Raw genomic sequence first — 19,668 nt, forward strand, 5'->3', positions numbered from 1 at the left:
TTTATGGATCTCTACTTCGGGAGAGTTTCTGGCTATGATGTATATCTAAGAACATCAATCAAGTTGTTCTTAGATTACATCTTATGGTTTATTGCCTAAGTTGACACATTAAGCAATACTGTACTCCTACAAATAATTTGTATTGCTTTCAATGGTTCAGCCGTTTAATCTTCGTCAAGGGCTGGGAAAGCTTCTTCAAGCTGCCACAACCGATCTTTATTTTCAACGAACCAAATACGAGTTTCTGGAGTTAATTTACTCCAAATGTCTTCAACCGGGATGTGAGGAGATGCATACTGATAATGCTGACCAAGTGATTTAAGATTGTCCGCTACATCACGGGGAATTCCAAATTGTTCCCAGTCAACTGTGATATGTCTTCCCGAAACTCCGGCTGTGGGGTCGAAAACCAATTGTGCCGATCTGACTAAATCAGCAAAGTGTTTCGGTTTGAGTTTGGTGATTTCTTGAATTTGGAGTGATTCGTTATGCTCTTGAGACATGATCGCCGCAGTGGTAAAGATTAGTGATTCAGTTGAATTTACTGCCAGAGATTTTTATCCCAATATTTTTACTTTAGCGCAGAGCCACTAACTCGATCGCGACTTAACCACACAAGGGGTTTAAGTAAATCGTTTAAGGTGATAAAATTTACCACACATATAGCAGTACAATGTCTAAGCTAGTAATGAAAAGTTTGTAGTAAGCACTAAAGTGCTTAGAAAATAAGGACTTTAGTCGAATGGCACTAAGTTAAGATACAGCCCTTGCCCCAACTGGTTCCCAGCCTGGAGGCTGGGAAACCATTCTCAGAGGCTCCGCCTCCTCTTTCTTGACAAGAGCCTCTCGGAACTCGTTCCCAGGCTGGGAACAAGGATACAATAAGTCTTTGGGCTTTACAAGCGTGCCATTCGACTAAAGTCCTTACTACGAACTGTTCCCAGTACCTATTTTAGTGACGAGTATAGGAATGCTCAAAGTGAGTTTTGAGTGTATGAGCCATAACAGAGATGACAATTGCTGCTATAGAAACCGATATTGCTGCGATTTTGATTCTAGAATCATCTGCAAGTATTGCTACAGCAGCTAGAGCGATCGCTATCCCAATACAACCTTGTTTGACCCGATTTGTCACCTGATAAGCTCGATTGCAAGAACTACAAATAAGTGTGTGTCGTGAAAATCTGTCTAGCAAAATCGGCTTTGAATTCAATTCGCTATTCTCAACATTTTTAAATGTAGAATAGCCTTGATAAAAAGGCAAAGATGAGCCAAACTTATCTAGCCACTTGCGGTATTCAATCACTAATGTGTCAGATGTTTTCAACGGCAAATATAATTCTTTGATACTTCTTCCTAAGCGCTCAATTTCTGCCTGTTGTCCCGCAATCAGAGGCAAATCCTGCTCCAATATTTTGTTCGTATTCAAGTGATCGAGCCAGCGCGGCCTCAGCTTGACTCCCCAAGTCATGAAATTACGATAACCTCTAGCTAAAAGACGACATCGCCCTTTACCTAAAGGAATTGAATACAAAGCTAGTCCAAATATCCAATCTTTTTTTTCAATATAAGCAGTATTTAACACAAGACTTGGAGCAACAAAATCAATATATTTCCAGGCTTCATTTGATTTGTTAGCTCCCCGCCACCTGCCTTTAACCCTCTGAACCGAATTCTCTAGCACTTCCATTTCTAGCGGTTGGGCATTTTTCCGATTACCACCACCCCTAGTGCCACTATGGCTAATAGCAACATGAGCAGGATCGATGACATTTTCGACTAGATATGTTTGGTCATAAGGCAGATCCAATATAAAGTCTGCACACACAAATCCTGGCTTATCTAAATCTGGCAAAATTGGAATAATTTCATCAACAGCAGTTTCTTTTTCGCCAGCCCATAGCCAAATCATGCCTTGGCGTTCCACAACTTTAAAAGATGGCACGCAAGCATTGACTGGAATTTTTACATCTGTTGGTAATTGGGGAATGTGCAGACATTCACCATTACTGCCAAACTGCCAACCGTGATATAAGCACTCAATTTTGCCGTCAATAATTTGTCCTTCAGAAAGTTTGGCTGTACGATGAGGACAACGATCTGCTAAACAAATCAATTGTCCATCTTTGTCTTTAAACAAAACCAAAGGTTCATCGTACAAGGAAAAGCTATGAGGGCGGTTGGCAGGCAAGTCTTTGACGAAGGTGACGGGATACCAGCATTGCCTCCAGTTAAATTCTTGCTTTTCCTCTAGTTTCTCAAAAGTAGAAGTTGGTGGTATCGCCTGTAGTGTTTCTGTTTCTAATGACATAGTTTTCTCCAGGTTTATATTATTTTATACTTTTGGATTAGTAAATTTTTAGTTCTATAGATAGAACATTTCTAGGGTAATTAAAAAATTAACCATGAGAAAGCATTCAAGCATTTTGAGCAAATCAAAGATCGTTTTGCTTGCGGAAAACACCCAAATGAGAAAGCAAACTGGGGTTTGAGTAAGTCAAAGGTCATTTTGCTTGCTGAAAATACCGAAATGAGAAAGCATTCAAGCATTTTGAGTAAGTCGAAGGTCATTTTGCTTGCTGAAAATACCGAAATGAGAAAGCATTTAAGCATTTTGAGTAAGTCAAAGGTCATTTTGCTTGCTGAAAATACCGAAATGAGAAAGCATTCAAGCATTTTGAGTAAGTCAAAGGTCATTTTGAGAAAGTATTTAAGTATTTTGAGCAAGTAAACGGGTATTTTTAGCAAGAAATAAAACTTTTTGATAAAGTAATCAGCAAATATACTTGACAATGAAAAATAGCGCCAGCACAAATAAAGTAGGCGCTCAAATCACTTAATAACTTTTTTATAAGTTTCTGATTTATAGAAGGATTGCCTCAGCTACTCATCTTCGATTAGAACTGTAACAGCAGCGATCGCAATCAACATTTCGTCATTTTTATCGTTGAGTTCGGGAATCGCCCGCCCTTGAACGATCATCCCCCCAGATTCTACGGTGAGGGTTTTTCGCCCAAATGGTAATACAGCGAGTACTTCTTCTTCTCTAACTTGTTCTGGATATGGCACTGCCACCTGAACTTCTATAATCATTTGATTGGGGTGACTTAAACCTGCAACCTCCCAAACACCAGGTAAGGCATTGTGAGCGATCGCATTACGTACTGCCCTAGATGCTGCTACTGTTGGTTCTTGTCCGTGTTGATCGATTCCCATCCCCATTTCGATAATCAAGCGTTTACGCGCCATTGCTAACTCCGGTAAATCTTGCATCTTGACACTAAAAAAGGCAGAAGTTAAAGAAGCTACTTGGAAAAACACTTTGCTACTTACTGCATCCTCCTGCCTCTGCCTCACACCATACGTTGCAAGCGATTCAGACGCTCCGAGTAACTTTTCATCACCTGTAGAGCAAACACAGGTGTTTCCTGAACGGCAAAGAGAAAGCCTTGCTCATCAAGAAAACCCAGCTTGGTATCCACCTTGGCAATAGCTGCGTAAGTTCTACTTTTTACTCCTACAAGTACCCCTGCACCAAAAATTTCGCCTGTTCCAACGGTTTCTACAATCTTGCCATTGACTAATATATCGACCTCTCCTTCGATAATTCCATACATTTCATCACCAGACTGTCCTTCTTCAAAGATGACTTGACCTGCTGAAAATACTTTAGGGTCGGGTTGTTTTTGAAAGATACTGACTGTGACTACAGGACTTAGCATTAGAGCAACCCCAAAATTATTTATTTTTAAACGAAACTTTTTGATAGCTTTAGGCGAACCCAGAAAAGTATACTACTTTCTGTTGGTTAACTCTCAATCTCCGCAAAATTCCTGATTAGTCTGCTTATCGCCTAGAAACTTCTCTCTGGTTTTACTACGCAAAACCGTCTTTTTCTTCGTCAAAGAGACAGTTTTACCCCACCCTAACCCTCCCCTTATAAAGGGGAGGGAACTAAATTTTCTATTTCCCCCCAAAACATCGGGGGGATTAAGGGGGGTAATTCGACTTGTGTATGCACGGTAGCCGAAGCTGAGAGGGGCTGGGGGAAGGTCAAATAATACTTATCAAACTCAGGTTAAAATAGCGAATTTTGGTTTTCATACCATCTTCTATAATTAATAAAACCTGCACACCTAATTTTAGGCATGAGACTGTGACCGAATCAGGAAGTTACAAAGATACTGTAAACCTACCCAAGACTAATTTTGATATGCGGGCAAACGCGATCAAGCGTGAGCCTGAAATCCAAAAATTTTGGGAAGAAAATAAAATTTACGATCGCCTTTTTGAAAATAACCCCGGCGAATTATTTATACTCCACGATGGGCCTCCCTACGCTAATGGCTCGCTCCATATCGGTCATGCCTTAAATAAAATTCTCAAAGATATTATTAACCGCTACCAAATGTTACAAGGGCGTAAAGTTCGCTACGTTCCTGGTTGGGATTGTCACGGATTGCCGATTGAGTTGAAAGTTTTGCAGAATATGAAGTCAGCAGAACGGCAAAACTTAACGTCTTTACAACTGCGGCAAAAAGCGAAAGAATTTGGTCTAGCGACGGTAAACGATCAGCGCCAAAATTTTAAACGTTACGGTATTTGGGGTGATTGGGATAACCCTTATCTAACTCTGAAGCCGGAATATGAAGCGGCTCAAATTGGCGTGTTTGGTCAGATGTTCTTAAAAGGTTACATCTATCGCGGTTTAAAGCCGGTTCACTGGAGTCCGAGTTCTCATACCGCTTTGGCGGAAGCTGAGTTGGAATATCCTGAAGGTCACGTTTCCCGCAGTATCTATGCAGCTTTTGCAATCACAAGTTTGGCGGAAACTGTAAAACCACTGTTGGCGGAATATCAGTCAGATTTGGGTGTGGCTATCTGGACGACTACACCTTGGACAATTCCAGGGAATTTGGCTGTGGCGGTGAATGCAGATTTGAATTATGCAGTGGTGGAAGTGGAACCCCACCCCCTAACCCCCTCCCCGCAAGCAGGGAGGGGGAGTGAGGAAGTTTCTTCCCCCTCTCCGTTAACGGTGAGGTTCCGCTATCTCATCGTTGCTGCTGATTTAGTGGAACGTTTATCTTCAACCTTAGGAGTTGAGTTAACTGTAAAAGCCACCTTCAAGGGGAATGATTTAGAACATACTACTTATCGTCATCCTCTATATGACCGCGAAAGTCCGATTGTTGTCGGCGGCGATTACATCACAACTGAATCAGGTACGGGGTTGGTACATACTGCTCCCGGTCATGGTCAAGAAGACTACATTGTTGGTCAGCGTTACGGTTTGCCCATCCTTGCACCAGTGGATGACAATGGCAATTTTACCGAAGAAGCGGGAGAATTTGCAGGGTTGAATGTTCTGGGTGATGGAAATCAAGCGGTAATTGATGCACTGGCTGCGGCTGGTTCTTTGTTGAAGGAAGAACCATATCCCCACAAATATCCTTATGATTGGCGGACGAAGAAGCCAACGATTTTCCGCGCCACGGAACAATGGTTTGCCTCTGTGGAAGGATTTCGGGAAGAAGCATTAAAGGCGATCGCCACGGTAAAATGGATTCCAGCCCAAGGTGAAAATCGGATTACGCCAATGGTGGCAGAACGTTCCGATTGGTGTATCTCTCGTCAACGCGTTTGGGGTGTACCCATTCCCGTTTTCTACGACGAAGCCACGGGAGAACCACTGCTGAACGAAGAAACAATCAACCACGTCCAAGGAATCATCGCAGAAAAAGGTTCCGATGCTTGGTGGGAACTTTCAGTTGAGGAATTATTACCAGAATCTTATCGTAATAATGGCAAGTCGTACCGCCGGGGTACAGACACAATGGATGTATGGTTTGATTCTGGGTCATCTTGGGCAGCCGTCGTCCAACAGCGTCCATTACGCTACCCTGCTGATATATATTTGGAAGGTTCTGACCAACATCGCGGTTGGTTTCAATCCAGCTTGCTCACTAGTGTAGCGGTAAATGACATTGCGCCTTATAAAACTGTACTAACTCACGGCTTCGCTTTGGATGAACAAGGGCGAAAGATGAGTAAGTCAGAAGGAAATGTGGTTGACCCAAATACAATCATTGAAGGCGGAAAAAATCAAAAAGTAGAACCGCCTTACGGTGCAGATGTATTGCGATTGTGGGTATCATCGGTTGACTACTCCGGCGATGTTCGCATTGGCAAAAACATCATTAAGCAGATGAATGATGTTAGAGGCAAAATTCGCAATACAGCGCGGTTTTTGTTGGGTAGCTTGGATGATTTTGACCCAGAAAAAGATGCAGTTCCCTTTGAAGAATTGCCAGAACTTGACCGTTATATGCTGCACCGCATCACCGAAGTATTTGAGGAAGTAACCGTTGCCTTTGAGAGTTTCCAATTCTTCCGCTTCTTCCAAACAGTGCAGAATTTCTGCGTAGTGGATTTATCCAACTTTTATTTAGATGTGGCCAAAGATAGGCTGTACATCAGTGCTAAGAATGCTTTCCGCCGTCGCAGTTGTCAAACGGTGCTGAAGATAGCAATAGATAATTTAGCACGAGCGATCGCACCAGTGTTATCTCACACTGCCGAAGATATCTGGCAATATCTCCCATACAAAACACCTTACAAATCGGTATTTGAAGCCGGTTGGGTGCAGGTTGAGGAAAAATGGCGTAATCCAGAGTTAGCAGAATTTTGGGAAACGCTGCGACAACTCCGCACCGATGTGAATAAAGTGTTGGAACAAGCCAGGATAGAAAAACTCATTGGTTCTTCTCTGGAGGCGAAAGCTTTGATTCATATACCTAACAAACAATTAGGCGATGCTATCAAAGCCTTTAACCCGGTTAAGGGTAACGGGATTGACGAATTGCGGTATTTATTGCTGACTTCCCAGGTGGAATTATTAGATTCTGCTGAAGGATTGCAAGGATTGAAATATACAGCGCAGACGGAAGACTGGGGAATTGGAGTAACGAATGCAGACGGGCAAAAATGCGATCGCTGTTGGAACTACTCTATTCATGTGGGAGAATCAGCACAACATCCCTTAATTTGCGAACGGTGTGTTGCAGCCTTAGCTGGAGAGTTTTAAAAGCAAAAATTCCCCGGCACTAGCAAACTACAAATGGCTAAATGCACTGACAGCAATTTTCTTTTACATGAAGTACAAAACTACAGGATTTGAGGCAAAAGACAGAAACAAGGAAGTAGAAACTCTTGATTTTTGATGCGTGAATCCTGCATTTTGTACCTCATCTACTGGAAACTGCAAGAATATAGAGACGAGCAGTGCTAAGTCTCTATTAGAGGATGTTTGAAAAGTCCTCTTGTTGGTAGCAAAACGTTTCAAATCCCCCTAAATCCCCCAATTTATTGGGGGACTTTAATTCCGGTTCCCCCCAATTTATCGAGGGGTTAGGGGGGATCAACAAGTGCCTAAAATCATAGGTAACTACTTTTCAAACAACCTTTTAGCGTTCTATATAACCGATATTTAATTTATAGAAATCTCTTTTTAACACGATGAAGTCCGCATAAGCGGACTTCGCTGTATAGCCTAGTCATTCCCAGAAATTACGCAACTGGGACAAAGTTAAATATGTAATTAAATCAGGTTGCAGTCAGCGAGTGAAAGAATATTTTACGTAATACGTATTATAGTTATTTCGTATTATGCAGAAGTTTCAAGTGTAATATACTATAGCAAAAAAAAATTGGGTATTATTACTGAATATTTATCAGTATTTTCACTGTATTATCTTCTCTTAAATCGATAAATTAGGTTATTATTAAAAAAAAATAAAGGTATGGATTAATACGTGTAATCTGGTTTAAAACATCCATTAACTCAATCAAAATTTAAGAGATAGAGAGATATGTCAAACAAAATTGCTAAGGAATTGGCTGATTTTCTGGTGCAAATAGAACAGCGATCGCAGTTTCATACAGGCTATCCATATAATTTAAGTTGTGATTACAGTGCGATCGGTAAATTTTTCAATTTTCTGTTAAATAATGCTGGAGATCCATATATTGAACCAGATTTTGGTCTCCATTCTCGTAAGTTTGAGCAAGAAGTATTATCTTTTTTTGCCCAACTTTATAAAATACCAGAAAATCAGTTTTGGGGTTATGTTACTGCTGGCGGAACTGAAGGTAATTTATATGGAATGTTCTTAGCAAGAGAAATCTACCCTGATGGTATTCTTTACTCATCACAAGACTCTCATTACTCCATACCAAAAGCAGCAAAATTATTCCGCATTCAACACAATGTTGTTAACTCACAAATTAATGGAGAAATGAATTATGAACATTTTGAAAAACTGATTAGCGAAAATCGCAATTATCCTGCGATCGTAAATTTGAATATTGGGACTACTGTCAAAGGCGCAATTGATAACTTAGACAAAGTTCTCGAAATTTTAGAGCGCAATCAAATTAAAGATTACTACATTCATTGTGATGCCGCCCTTTCAGGATTAATATTACCCTTTCTAGATGGCGCTCCACAAGTTAACTTTCAAAAACCGATAGATAGTATAGCTATTTCTGCTAAATTCATTGGTTCGCCCTTGCCTTGCGGTGTAGTTTTAACCAAGAAAAAATGGGTAGAAAAAGTTGAAACAGCAATTGAATATATTGGTTCATCAGATACAACCATTCTGGGTTCTAGAAACGGTCATACCCCTCTGATTCTTTGGTATGCAATGAAAACAAGAGGTTATGATGGATTAGCCAAAGAAGCAAAGACTTGTATAGATAATGCTCAATATCTTTTCCAACAACTTAAAATCAGAGAATATCCATGTATGCTCAATAAATTTTCCAATACCGTAGTGTTTCAAAAACCTTCTCAAAGATTAATTAAAAAGTGGCAGCTAGCGATTTATGAAAATTGGGTACACATTATAGTCATGCAAAATATCGATCGGCACAAAATAGATACTTTTGTTAACGAACTTTTGTTAGAAGAAGGATTAGTTGATAACGTAGATAATTTCCACCTACAATCAACACTACACTAAGAATAGATTCCCAAGTGAAATTAATCACCCAGTTTAACAAAGTGTTTCTTTAAAAAGAATTTGCTCCCAAGATTTTATCTTTTTAAAAAGTTTTTTCCGCACAAGTTAGCAGCAAGGAGTATTTCTACTTCAGACCGTTCCATAGGTGGTAAGAAAAAATACCCTTGCCCATAATCACATTCTAAAGCCTTCAATTGTGTTAATTGGTTTACAGTTTCTATGCCTTCTGCTGTTACAGACATATTTAAATTATGGGCTAATGTCACAATCGCTCGAATAATTTCTAAATTTTCTCCTCGACTACCTATACTGCTAACAAAAGAGCGGTCAATCTTAATGGTTTTGATTGGTAGGCGATGTAGATAACTCAAGGATGAATAGCCAGTCCCAAAATCATCCATGTGCATTTCAACATTCAGTGCTGTTAATTGGGAAAGCACAGTGGTAGCTAATTCAAAATTATCCATCAACAAGCTTTCAGTAATCTCCAATTTCAAACAGCATGGCTCCAGTCCAGTTTGCTGCAAAATATGTTTAACTTGTTTAAACACATCGGGTTGTGTGATTTGTTTACCAGAAAAATTTACGCTCATCGTCAAAGGTTGTGAGGTAGGAAATTGTTTATGCCATTTCTGCATTTGGTGACAGGCTTCATAAAGCACCCATTGCCCGATACTAACAATCATTCCAGTTTCCTCAGCTAGGGGAATAAAATCTTGAGGGGAAATAAGTCCTCGTTCTGGATGATACCAACGTATCAGTGCTTCAAATCCAATAATTTTGCCAGTTGTCAGAGAAACAATTGGCTGGTAATTAAGGCGAAATTCTTCTTGCTTGATCAGCGCATTTCGCAGAGCAGTTTCTAACTCTAAAAGCAAAGCTGCACCCTCGTGCATCTTTGGATCAAAAACCTCATAACGTGCCTTACCAAGTGATTTGGCACAATACATTGCCACATCAGCATCGCGTACAATCTGTGCTGCTTGCTCATAATCTGCTCTACTCAAAGCGATGCCAATACTAACATTGGTAAACACCCGATGCTCATTTAATTGAAATGGCAAAGCTAGCACCTTTTTAATTCGCTCGGCGACCTGTATCGCTGTGTTAATATCCTCAATTTCCTCAATTAAGATTGTGAACTCATCTCCGCCAAAACGAGCTACTATGTCTTCGCCTCGCAGAACTGACTTAAGCCGATGAGAAATTGCAATCAGAAGTTGATTTCCTAGTAGATGTCCAAGGCTGTCATTAACAACTTTAAAGCGATCTAGGTCTAAGAATAGTACGGCAAATAAATAATTATTTTGCTCTTTAGACTGTTCTATTGCCTGCTGCACCCGCTCCATAAATAACCGTTGATTAGGTAATCCAGTTAGCCCATCATGAAGACTATTGTGCAGTAATTGTTCTTGTGCTTCTTGACGTTTAACAATATCTTGTTGAAGTTGTTTATTAACCCTAATAAGTTCAATAGTGCGTTCTAGCACCAACTGCTCAAGTTGATAACGATACTGGATTAATTCTTTCTCTGCTAGCTTCCGCTTAGTGATATCACGGACAATAACAATATACTCCCGCAGCAAAGAATTAAATGGCTGGGAAATCGTTGATTCAACAATTCGCAAACCTTGGTTAATTTTCAAGCTTTGCTCGCTTCTAGTAGACCATTGCTCCGGTTTGCCGCGATAGCATATTAGAAGTTGATTTAAGTTTCGCCCAAGTAGCTGCTGAACACTTGTTTGAAATAATTCTTCAGCAGCGGCATTTGTCTGAGAAATTGTCCCATCTTCATCTAATACTAAAACAGTATCTGGAACAGTATCGAGAGTAGTGATAAATAGGTTTCTTGCTTGTTTGCGTGCTTCATCAATAGCAATGATTTGTGGTAAGGTTGTCCAACAAGCGATCGCAACCCCTGTAAAAGAAAGCGTCACTAATAAAATCGCTAGAAAGGAATTTTGAGGATGATTAGAAAATCTATCTAAAAAATCGCGAATAACCCAACTGATTGTGGCAGTAATACAAATTAATGATACTAAAACAATCACTTGTAATACTACAAAATCTGGATTATTTCTACTAGGCTTAGTATCGTAACGCTGTGTCCACCAATTTGGATGTAATGGCGCAAATCTTAACTGTCTTAGAACTAAATCTCCAATTGTCAAAATAATGGGTAATAATAATCCCACTAAGAAATCTCTCCAGTTCCAAGCTAAACCTCCCACTATTAGAACTACCGCTTCGACCATGAAAAAACCAAGCGACCACCAAGGCCATAATACGTGTGGTTTACCACGACACATCCATAATCCCAGATGTAAACCCATAATAGACATGAGATAACAAGTGCCTGCTACTGTGACAAGTTGAGATATATTTCCCAAATTTAGACAAAGCAAACTGAGTAGAAAGGTAACTAAAATAGCAGGAACAAGAACACCTTGACGGGAAACTAATGCAAATATAGGAGAAAGCTGTCTGTCTAGGGCAAGCTGGTATAATATCCGAGGAGAGTTAGAAACTGCTGTAGCAGAACTTAGAAGGCAAGATATAGTAATCAGAAGTGTTACTAGAAAAGGGGCAGATTCACCCCAAAAAGGCTTAGAAGCTTCTACTAGATTTAAAAACGCATCCTCACCTATTGTTGAATTTGGAGCCGAACGCATTAATACCCAAGAACCACCTAGAAACACCGGAGGAATTAACCAAGCAGCTACGGTTAAAAACTTTAAAGTTTTATATGGGTGGCGGCTATCAGCAACAAAAGAAGAAGTGGTTTCACAAGCATAAATTGAATAGCTAGCTAGAAAAAACCATTTTGTCCATTCTTGAAAGCTCAGGCTATGGGTGCTAGTTGGGAGAAAATTTAAATTAGCAGATGAGAAGGCTAACCATAATACGCCTTGAACACAAAACAATAACAGTAATAAAATCGCTGGAAATACAAAAAATAAATGTAGAAGCGCCAAAGCACGGGTGCCACTGAACGCTAAAACAAATGGAATCGCTGTAAATAAAACTTTTAAGAAAGTTTCTGGACAAGAAATACCTAATGTTTCAAAATTGACTTTAATTAAGTTGGTGAGAATAATTGCATACAGTGCAGGTGCTGCTGCCCAGCTAAAAAAGTATCCTAATGCTACGTAACGGCCTAAGCCAGGAAACTTCTTTAATAGCCTTGTGGTATAGTTTGGTGTTCCTCCGGCAACATCTGACCAATGCCTACCTAGACTTTGTACCTGCAAGTTAAGCAAAAAGGAGATAATCGTGCCAAAAAACCAAACTAAGATAGCTTTCGGCCCTAACGCTGCATGAATGATAGGGGCAGTACCAATCCATCCAACATGACCAGTTAACCCAAAGCCCCAGGTTTCGAGATAACTTAGAGTCCGTGGTAGGCGCATTAGCAAGTGCTCATTGTTCTGTGCCCGTGCAGAATCGTTACTAACCATTGTTTCTTAGTGAGATTTACTGACCTTTTCACTCAATAGCTGAATCTCACCAATTATAGCTTCCGTATAACTGCTGAACTTTAAAAAAGGATAACTTATTTGTTACTGAATTGGGGATTTTAGATTTTAGATTGACCTTATGCCTAAAGAGCTTTCTGGAATAGAGAATTTTCAATTGGTTATTTGAGATTTATTCCATATAGCTTGTTTCTCACTGAGTAAGTATAAATTTTCTTTCTTTAGACCGTTAAAAAAATGAAAGGTTCAGATTTGTGACCTACTTAATAGACATAGACATCTCCAACAATCAATTATTCATTGCCTGAAACCCTTGTAAAGACGTAGTAATGTTACGTCTTTACATTGATATCTCTAATTTAATAAATCGGAAATCGTGTTGTTCATCAATAATTAACTAGAGCTATAGCTTTTGCAACAACTCCTGAGTTAATTGCAAGAAAGCTTTTGAACCTGCTGATTGGGGAGCAATTAAAACAGCTGGCATAAAACTATCAACAGCCTTAGCAACATTGACATCAACTGGTATTTGTACCTTACAGATTTTTTCGACACCAAAATCTTCGACAACGCGGTGCATTACTTGTTTATAGTATCTGCCAGTAAGCAGGTTAGCACTGGACATACTAAATACAATTCCCAACATTTTTATATCTATCTTGGTTTCATGTCCGTGACTATCTTTTAATTGGGCAATCCGTCTTTCTAGCAGTTGAATACCCACTACAGATAATGGTTCTGGTTTTGCAGGAAGTATGTAGAAATCACTGGCAGCTAAAGCGCTACGAGTCAAGAGATTATAGCCCGGTGCGCAATCGAGAAGGATAAAATCATATTCTTGATGTACTGGTTTTAAGATATTATTAATTAAGACCCTTTCAAAGCGATTCCAAATCGTTTCAAAGTCTTGTTCGCCCAAAGCAGTTGCTTGCTGATGCAGCATTTCTGAAACAACAAATTCATCATATAAATCGATATCTCCCGGCAATAAATCTAGTCCGGGAAGATTACAAACCTGGGATTGAATGATATCCTGAATTGTAAACTTTGCTTGGGGATCTGGATTGATAACTTCGTCTATCAGATACCTAAATGTCTTACTTTGTTTACGAAGCTTGGCAAAATCTAAAGGCGACATCAAACTGAGTGTGGCACTAATTTGGCTGTCTAAATCAAGGACAAGCACCCGCTTGCCATGATTTTTAGCTAAACAAGTAGCTAAGTTGACAGTGAGGGTGGTTTTACCAACACCACCTTTCATATTGGCAGTAGCAATTACATATCCCATTGATTGAGTCCTCTATTGACGCATTCCCATTAGTGGTCTGTCCCATTAAATATTATGGGTTTGTAGTAAGCACAAAGCGTGCTTAAAAATCCAGGACTAAAGTCCTTATTACGAACTTATTCACCCCTCGTAACTAATGGGACAGACTACTAGGTAGCGTACACCTCTGCTGATATTTTAAATCTTCCATTAAATTTAATATTTTCAGAAATTCAAAAGAGTGATTTCAGCGATTTCTACTCATTGAGGCAGTAACATGTAGTTGGCTCTTTATCTGGAATCGAGCTATCAGCCTCCTTTACTCCATAATGACAATAGTTTGGCTTAATCCTGTAACAGCTCGCTCTCCAAAGCAATTATAGAGGTATTGACAAATACAGTAGCCCTAAATCAATTGTGAGAAAATAATAGTGTTGTGAATATCACTAAGTATTGGGTGCCAAATGTGGATACATTTGCTAATTGAATTGAACGAAGCCGATCGATAATTTCGTGAAATCAAAGGCGCATTTACACACAAACTTATAAGGTAATTAAAATGACTTACGATTCAGAAGATGTAGAACAAATCCTGCAAAAAGCACTCACTCGTAAAGACAAAGGTGAATTTTCACGAGAACAGCTTTTAGAAATGGCATCTGAGTTAGGTATTTCTTCTAATATTTTGGAAGCAACTGAAAAAAAGTGGCTGGTTCAACAAGAAGAGGAACGTTCGCGACACACATTTAATACTTTCCGACGCAGAGCCTTTTGGACACACTTTGTTTCTTTCGTAGCGGTGAATTTATTCCTCATTCTTTTAAATTTAATCACTAGTCCTAGTTATTTTTGGGCTATTTTCCCAGTATTAGGATGGGGGTTAGGATTATTTTTTCATTGGTGGAGTGTTTATCAGAGTAAATCAGAGGATGACGAGATCGCTTTTCAGAAATGGCGTACACAAATTTAACTTCTCCTTTAACGATCAATCTCAGATATTTAGCGATCGCTGTTATCCAAATTTGTGCGTCCTTCTAAATAAAATCTTCTCATGAACTACTCACATTCACCGCCAGGGGTGAGTGTGAGCTTTGTAATTTATAGGGAATTGCCTGTGACATTGCAAAATATATAAATCTGGGCAACCTTAAACTTGAGGAGTTGTATAATCACGACCTTTGATCCTTATCTTTGTGCTTGCCAATTTGCCAAAATAGAGCTGTAGGCTAGAATAACTACGCTTTAAGAAGCTTGATTGCCTAAACTCAGGAGCAAGGGTCGGCTGGTTAATAAGATAAGAGGAAGGGAGTATGGACAACAACAACAACTGGTTGCAACAGCTAATGATGGTGGGTCTTGGCACAACGTCTATAGTCGCAGAAAAACTGCGGCAAGTCAGCGATGATTTAGTCAAAGACGGTAAGCTCAATCCTGAGCAAGCCAAGGCGGTAATAGATGATATTGCCCAGCAGTTAAAGTCGGAACAGGGAAACTTCGATGTGCAAATGCAACGGCAAATGCGAAACATGATGCAGGATTTGGGGGTGGCTCGTCAGTCAGAAGTGGACGAACTGAGGGGTAGAATTGACCGTTTAGAGCGTCAATTACGCGATTTAGAAAATAAGCTTTGGCGTTAGAATGCCCTTTCTGATTTAAACTAAATGTGTCCTGTTGGTAATCTTTTTGCCAGGATACCTAAGTAAGGAGAACTGATTTTGAAACCAATTTTCCTCAGCGTGGCCTTCATGCTGGTATGTGTTGCGCTTTTGATTGTGGGGCAAGTAAGTAGTAAACAGAATACTGCAATTGCTGCCGAGTTAACCCAAACGCCGCCAGCCTCCACAACTGTAACTGAAAACAATATCTTAATAGCGAGTAATCCTATGTCTGATGCTAATGCCGTAACCACTCCCTCTGGATTAAAGTATGTGGAGTTAAAAGAGGGGACTGGGGCGACTCCTAAACCGGGACAAACGGTTGAAGTTCACTATGTCGGCACTTTAGAAAATGGTACTAAGTTTGATAGTTCACGCGATCGCGGTCAACCGTTCAGCTTTAAAATTGGTGCTGGACAGGTAATCAAAGGTTGGGATGAAGGACTTAGCACTATGAAAGTAGGCGGTCTTCGTCAGTTAATCATCCCCTCTGAGTTAGGCTATGGTGCTCGTGGTGCTGGTGGCGTGATTCCACCCAATGCCACTCTAATTTTTGAAGTGGAATTGCTGGGAGTTAAATAGGGATTGGGGCATGGAGATAATTAACAATATTCCATGCTCCATGCTCTACCAAACTATTTTCTTAATAATTACTTGGTCAACTTAACTTCTTGAACCTGGTAAATAATTGTTATTTGAACCTGGCAAATAGTTATTACTAGAACCTGCTAAATAATTATTTTGTCCAGCATAATTCTTAAACTTTGTAAACAGTGGATCGAATAAAACTTTAATAGTACCTGTTGGCCCATTGCGGTGTTTAGCTACAATTACTTCTGCAATCCCGCGATCGGGAGTATCTGGAGAGTAATATTCATCGCGGTACAACATTATTACTAAATCCGCGTCCTGTTCGATCGAACCCGATTCTCTCAAATCTGACAACATCGGGCGTTTGTTAGTGCGTGCTTCTACCCCTCGACTCAACTGAGATAAAGCAATAACTGGTACAGATAATTCACGCGCTAAACCTTTGAGTTGACGTGTAATTTTTGATAATTCTTGAACTCGATTATCACCTGCTCCTTCCATCAATTGCAAGTAATCTATTACAATCAAACCCAGTGTTCCTTGCTCTGCTTGCAGTCTTCTTGCCTGACTACGCATTTGTGTAACTGTAATATTCGGTGTGTCATCAATATAAATCGGCATCTCGGAAAGGATACCAATAGCACGGCTTAAAGGTTCCCACTGTGTTTGGCTCAGACGTCCAGTCCGCAGATAACTACTTTCAATTTGTGCTTCGCTAGCTAATAACCGTTGCGTCAGTTGCTCTTTTGACATTTCCAAACTGAAAATACAAACTGGTAGTTTCTTCCGCTCGTCAATGTTATCACGCTTGATAATAATTTCGTAATTGGCAATATATTGTGCAATATTCATCGAAAAGCTTGTCTTTCCCATTGCAGGTCTAGCAGCGACAATAATTAAATCAGAACGTTGAAAGCCGCTAGTCATGGCATCTAAATCGTAAAATCCGGAGGGAATCCCAGGTAAGGAAATGCCTTGATTTCGCTCCTCAATATCCTGAAAATTATTAATTAGAGTATCAGAAATGTGAACTAAACCCGATTGGGGACGTTCTTGAGTAACGCCAAAGATTTTCTGTTCTGCCCGATCTAAAACTTGTGGTAACTCGGTTTCTGTTTCGTAACCAAGATGTACAATTTCATTGCCAGCTTTAATTAATTGTCGCCGCAGGTATTTTTCCATGACTAACCCTGCTAAGGCGTCGATGTTAACTGCTGACACTGTACGGTCTACCAGAGTTGCTAATTTATTTCTACCACCTATCCGGGCTAGCATTTCATGGTCGGTCAGCCAACTTGTCACAGAGAGTAAGTCTGTGGGTTTACCTTGAGTGTGGAGCCTCACAGCTGCTTGATAAATATCTTTGTGAGCGCTAATGTAAAAAGCTTCGGGAAGGAGGCGATCGCTAACTCGACTAATCGCTTCTGGATCTAGCAAAATACCCCCCAAAATCGCTTCTTCCGCCTCAATATTTTGTGGTGGAAGGCGTAGTTGACCGCCGTTGGCATCGCTACCTAGCCCTTGAAAACTCAATTCTTCAGCCATAAACGATTTTATTTTGAGATTTTGCTAGAGACGCGATTAATCGCGTCTGTGTAGGATTAGAGACGCGATTAATCGCGTCTGTACAAGAGTTAGGAGTTTCTCTTGCTCCCTCATCCCCCTTATCCCTTTGTCCCTCTTTTGAGATTAACTAGCTACTACTTGAATATCGACTTGCGCCGCTACTTCCGAATGCAGCTTAATTTCGGCTTGATAAGTACCAAGGTGGTTAATATCGGGGATGGTAATTCCACGCCGATCGATTTCTTGACCGGTGGCTGCCTTAATTGCATCTACAACATCTTGGGTGGTGATAGTACCGAAAATTGCTTCGTTTTCACCAACTTGTTTAGCAATTGTCAAGCTGCCAACTTTTTCTAAAGATTCTTTTTGCTCAAGAGCTTGTTGTCTGAGTTCTAATTGCCGTTGACGCTCTTGCTCGCGACGGCGTTCTACTTGCTTGAGAATACCAGGAGTGGCATTGGTTGCCAATTTCTGGGGAATCAGATAGTTACGAGCGTAGCCAGGAGCTACTTCCACTAAGTCGCCAGATTTTCCCAGCTTGCTGATATCCTGATTTAAAACTAACTGCACGCGTTTCGCCATCGTTTTTCGTTTTTCCGGTAAAATATGATTAATTTGGGTGGGTTTGAGCAGCATAGCTCACTAAAACAGTGGCTGTTAGCTGTAGCAGGGCGTTGAGCCAGTGCTGAGTAAACAGTCCTAAATAACGAGTGTTTTTTCAGAACTTAGAACTCCTGAAATGAGTATATTGTCCCAAGTAGCTTTGCCCATACCCTAAAGCTTACAGATCCTAGCGAAAGGAAGGGGGCGATCGCAACTATTAGCGCTAGAAAGTTGGAGGAATGGGAGCAGGGGAGCAGGGGAGACAAGGGAGACAAGGGAGACAAGGGAGGCAAGGGAGACAAGGAGATAAACAAAACTCTTAACTCTTAACTCTTAACTTTTAACTCCTAACTCAGCACTCAGCACTCAGCACTCCTAACGTCCAATGCCCAATACCTAAAAGTTATTTTTCATTTCCCGTATCCGCGCAAAGGTTTCCACTCCATCGCTACCTTTAACGGTTGATTGTAATGATGGCTGATCCCAACGTAAAAAGGGATTAGTTCGCTTCTCCATTCCCAGCAGCGAGGGTATGGTAGCTTCTCCTCGACTACGGTAAGTTTTCACTTCGTTGAAACGTCTTTGTAAGTCGGCATTGTCGCCATCCACAGTGAGGGCAAATTGCAGATTTCCTAAAGTGTATTCGTGGGCGCACCAAATACGCGTATCATCTGGTAAAGAGCGCAGTTTAGTTAAAGAATCTACCATTTGGGTTGGTGTTCCTTCAAACAAGCGACCGCAACCGCCAGAAAATAAGGTATCGCCGCAAAATAAATCGCCTGTCTCACCAGATTTTTCGGGGGGAAAGTAGTAAGCGATGTGAGCGCGGGTATGTCCGGGAACAAAAATAACTTCAGCTGTGCGATCTGCAAACTGGACGCGATCGCCTTGTTGCAAAAACACCTGCTGTCCCGGAATTCGCCCGCGATCTTCGACGCCACCGTAGACTGTTAGTTGCGGAAAGTGTTCTATTAATTTCTGATTGCCACCTACATGGTCATTGTGGTGGTGTGTGTTGAAAATCGCTACCAATTCAGCTTTTAACTGTGCAAGTTGCTTTAGTACTGGTTCAGCCTCTGCTGGATCGACAACCGCAGCAATTTGTTTCTGGCGATCTACCAGCAAAAATATGTAATTATCTGAGAGTGCCTCAAGCCTGATTACTTGCATTACTTAATATCTCCCTTTCAAGTAAATACTTTGGAACTTTTCAACAATCTTAAATATCTCAGTCAGAAAAGGTTGAGAAAGTCCATAAATACTATGATAATACACAACCGTAATAATACTTAAAAATATGATAAGTAACTATAAATTATGATTTGGGTATATCAGTAAAATTTCTCTGGGAGGAAGTGTAAAAGCTAAGTTAGATTTATTCTGTTCTTTTTGTCCTAAATTGTCTTTTTTACTCAAAAACACCAAATCAGTTATCGAAAAATTTTTATTTATACATATTAACTATTAATACGGATAATACGGAATTT

Annotated in this window: 13 protein-coding genes and 1 pseudogene; 5 read left to right on the forward strand and 9 right to left on the reverse strand. The window is 40.3% G+C overall.

The features are described 5' to 3' along the window. Window positions 1-164: 164 nt before the first annotated feature. The 4 genes from RMZ42_RS25250 to RMZ42_RS25265 all read right to left on the reverse strand — a co-directional run bounded on the left by RMZ42_RS25250 (window position 165) and on the right by RMZ42_RS25265 (window position 3,722). Window positions 165-503 carry a hypothetical protein gene (locus RMZ42_RS25250; protein WP_094347761.1) on the reverse strand — a complete coding sequence of 113 codons (339 nt, stop codon included), beginning with the start codon at window positions 501-503 and terminating at the stop codon, window positions 165-167. A 449-nt stretch (window positions 504-952) separates the two neighbouring features. After that, on the reverse strand, window positions 953-2,311 hold the full coding sequence (locus tag RMZ42_RS25255) for a Rieske 2Fe-2S domain-containing protein (protein ID WP_322673991.1): 1,359 nt from the start codon (window positions 2,309-2,311) through the stop codon (window positions 953-955). A 572-nt stretch (window positions 2,312-2,883) separates the two neighbouring features. After that, window positions 2,884-3,249 carry a Lin0512 family protein gene (locus RMZ42_RS25260; protein WP_099101269.1) on the reverse strand — a complete coding sequence of 122 codons (366 nt, stop codon included), beginning with the start codon at window positions 3,247-3,249 and terminating at the stop codon, window positions 2,884-2,886. 104 nt (window positions 3,250-3,353) lie between these two features. After that, window positions 3,354-3,722, reverse strand: coding sequence for a cyclic nucleotide-binding domain-containing protein (locus RMZ42_RS25265; protein ID WP_322673992.1), 369 nt, complete (start codon window positions 3,720-3,722; stop codon window positions 3,354-3,356). Window positions 3,723-4,156: 434 nt separating this feature from the next. Between RMZ42_RS25265 and ileS the strand changes: the two genes are divergently transcribed. Next, window positions 4,157-7,087 (forward strand): isoleucine--tRNA ligase, encoded by a 2,931-nt coding sequence (gene ileS, locus RMZ42_RS25270; RefSeq protein ID WP_322673993.1) that lies wholly within the window; start codon window positions 4,157-4,159, stop codon window positions 7,085-7,087. A 784-nt stretch (window positions 7,088-7,871) separates the two neighbouring features. Next, window positions 7,872-9,023 carry a histidine decarboxylase gene (locus RMZ42_RS25275; RefSeq protein WP_322673994.1) on the forward strand — a complete coding sequence of 384 codons (1,152 nt, stop codon included), beginning with the start codon at window positions 7,872-7,874 and terminating at the stop codon, window positions 9,021-9,023. A gap of 74 nt (window positions 9,024-9,097) precedes the next feature. On the opposite strand, the gene RMZ42_RS25280 is transcribed toward RMZ42_RS25275, so the two are convergent. Together RMZ42_RS25280 and RMZ42_RS25285 are read right to left on the reverse strand one after the other, a co-directional pair. After that, on the reverse strand, window positions 9,098-12,481 hold the full coding sequence (locus tag RMZ42_RS25280; RefSeq protein ID WP_322673995.1) for an amino acid permease: 3,384 nt from the start codon (window positions 12,479-12,481) through the stop codon (window positions 9,098-9,100). Window positions 12,482-12,902: 421 nt separating this feature from the next. Further along, a complete protein-coding gene (locus RMZ42_RS25285) occupies window positions 12,903-13,787 on the reverse strand; it encodes a ParA family protein (protein WP_322673996.1) in 885 nt (294 codons plus the stop codon). A 538-nt stretch (window positions 13,788-14,325) separates the two neighbouring features. On the opposite strand from RMZ42_RS25285, the gene RMZ42_RS25290 reads away from it, so the two are divergent. The 3 genes from RMZ42_RS25290 (at window position 14,326) to RMZ42_RS25300 (ending at window position 16,003) form a co-directional block, all read left to right on the forward strand. Then, window positions 14,326-14,736 (forward strand): 2TM domain-containing protein, encoded by a 411-nt coding sequence (locus RMZ42_RS25290; protein WP_322673997.1) that lies wholly within the window; start codon window positions 14,326-14,328, stop codon window positions 14,734-14,736. Window positions 14,737-15,076: 340 nt separating this feature from the next. Beyond that, window positions 15,077-15,403 (forward strand): phasin family protein, encoded by a 327-nt coding sequence (locus RMZ42_RS25295; protein WP_190941652.1) that lies wholly within the window; start codon window positions 15,077-15,079, stop codon window positions 15,401-15,403. 78 nt (window positions 15,404-15,481) lie between these two features. Continuing rightward, window positions 15,482-16,003: an FKBP-type peptidyl-prolyl cis-trans isomerase gene (locus RMZ42_RS25300; RefSeq protein WP_322673998.1), complete on the forward strand. Its 522-nt coding sequence runs from the start codon at window positions 15,482-15,484 to the stop codon at window positions 16,001-16,003. A gap of 156 nt (window positions 16,004-16,159) precedes the next feature. Here RMZ42_RS25300 and dnaB read toward each other — a convergent pair. The 3 genes and pseudogenes from dnaB to gloB form a co-directional block, all read right to left on the reverse strand. Next, window positions 16,160-17,557, reverse strand: a pseudogene (gene dnaB, locus RMZ42_RS25305) (replicative DNA helicase); the annotation flags it as partial. Between the two features lie 144 nt (window positions 17,558-17,701). Next, window positions 17,702-18,160, reverse strand: a complete 459-nt coding sequence (gene rplI, locus RMZ42_RS25310) for a 50S ribosomal protein L9 (protein WP_322674026.1) — start codon at window positions 18,158-18,160, stop codon at window positions 17,702-17,704. A gap of 417 nt (window positions 18,161-18,577) precedes the next feature. After that, the gene (gloB, locus tag RMZ42_RS25315) at window positions 18,578-19,351 is read right to left on the reverse strand and encodes a hydroxyacylglutathione hydrolase (protein ID WP_322674000.1); all 774 of its coding nucleotides are present in this window, start codon (window positions 19,349-19,351) and stop codon (window positions 18,578-18,580) included. Window positions 19,352-19,668: the final 317 nt, after the last annotated feature.

Origin of the sequence: Nostoc sp. DedQUE05 (assembly GCF_034530955.1) — a bacterium.
In the GTDB taxonomy this organism is placed as follows: Bacteria; Cyanobacteriota; Cyanobacteriia; order Cyanobacteriales; family Nostocaceae; genus Nostoc.

What these genes read in the sequence shown, in the direction of transcription:
- RMZ42_RS25280 (WP_322673995.1), bottom strand. Translation starts at nt 12,481, where the DNA reads ATGGTTAGTAACGATTCTGCACGGGCACAGAACAATGAGCACTTGCTA.
- gloB (WP_322674000.1), bottom strand. Translation starts at nt 19,351, where the DNA reads ATGCAAGTAATCAGGCTTGAGGCACTCTCAGATAATTACATATTTTTG.
- RMZ42_RS25255 (WP_322673991.1), bottom strand. Translation starts at nt 2,311, where the DNA reads ATGTCATTAGAAACAGAAACACTACAGGCGATACCACCAACTTCTACT.
- RMZ42_RS25295 (WP_190941652.1), top strand. Translation starts at nt 15,077, where the DNA reads ATGGACAACAACAACAACTGGTTGCAACAGCTAATGATGGTGGGTCTT.
- rplI (WP_322674026.1), bottom strand. Translation starts at nt 18,160, where the DNA reads ATGGCGAAACGCGTGCAGTTAGTTTTAAATCAGGATATCAGCAAGCTG.
- RMZ42_RS25265 (WP_322673992.1), bottom strand. Translation starts at nt 3,722, where the DNA reads ATGCTAAGTCCTGTAGTCACAGTCAGTATCTTTCAAAAACAACCCGAC.
- RMZ42_RS25285 (WP_322673996.1), bottom strand. Translation starts at nt 13,787, where the DNA reads ATGGGATATGTAATTGCTACTGCCAATATGAAAGGTGGTGTTGGTAAA.
- RMZ42_RS25290 (WP_322673997.1), top strand. Translation starts at nt 14,326, where the DNA reads ATGACTTACGATTCAGAAGATGTAGAACAAATCCTGCAAAAAGCACTC.
- RMZ42_RS25260 (WP_099101269.1), bottom strand. Translation starts at nt 3,249, where the DNA reads ATGGCGCGTAAACGCTTGATTATCGAAATGGGGATGGGAATCGATCAA.
- RMZ42_RS25250 (WP_094347761.1), bottom strand. Translation starts at nt 503, where the DNA reads ATGTCTCAAGAGCATAACGAATCACTCCAAATTCAAGAAATCACCAAA.
- RMZ42_RS25275 (WP_322673994.1), top strand. Translation starts at nt 7,872, where the DNA reads ATGTCAAACAAAATTGCTAAGGAATTGGCTGATTTTCTGGTGCAAATA.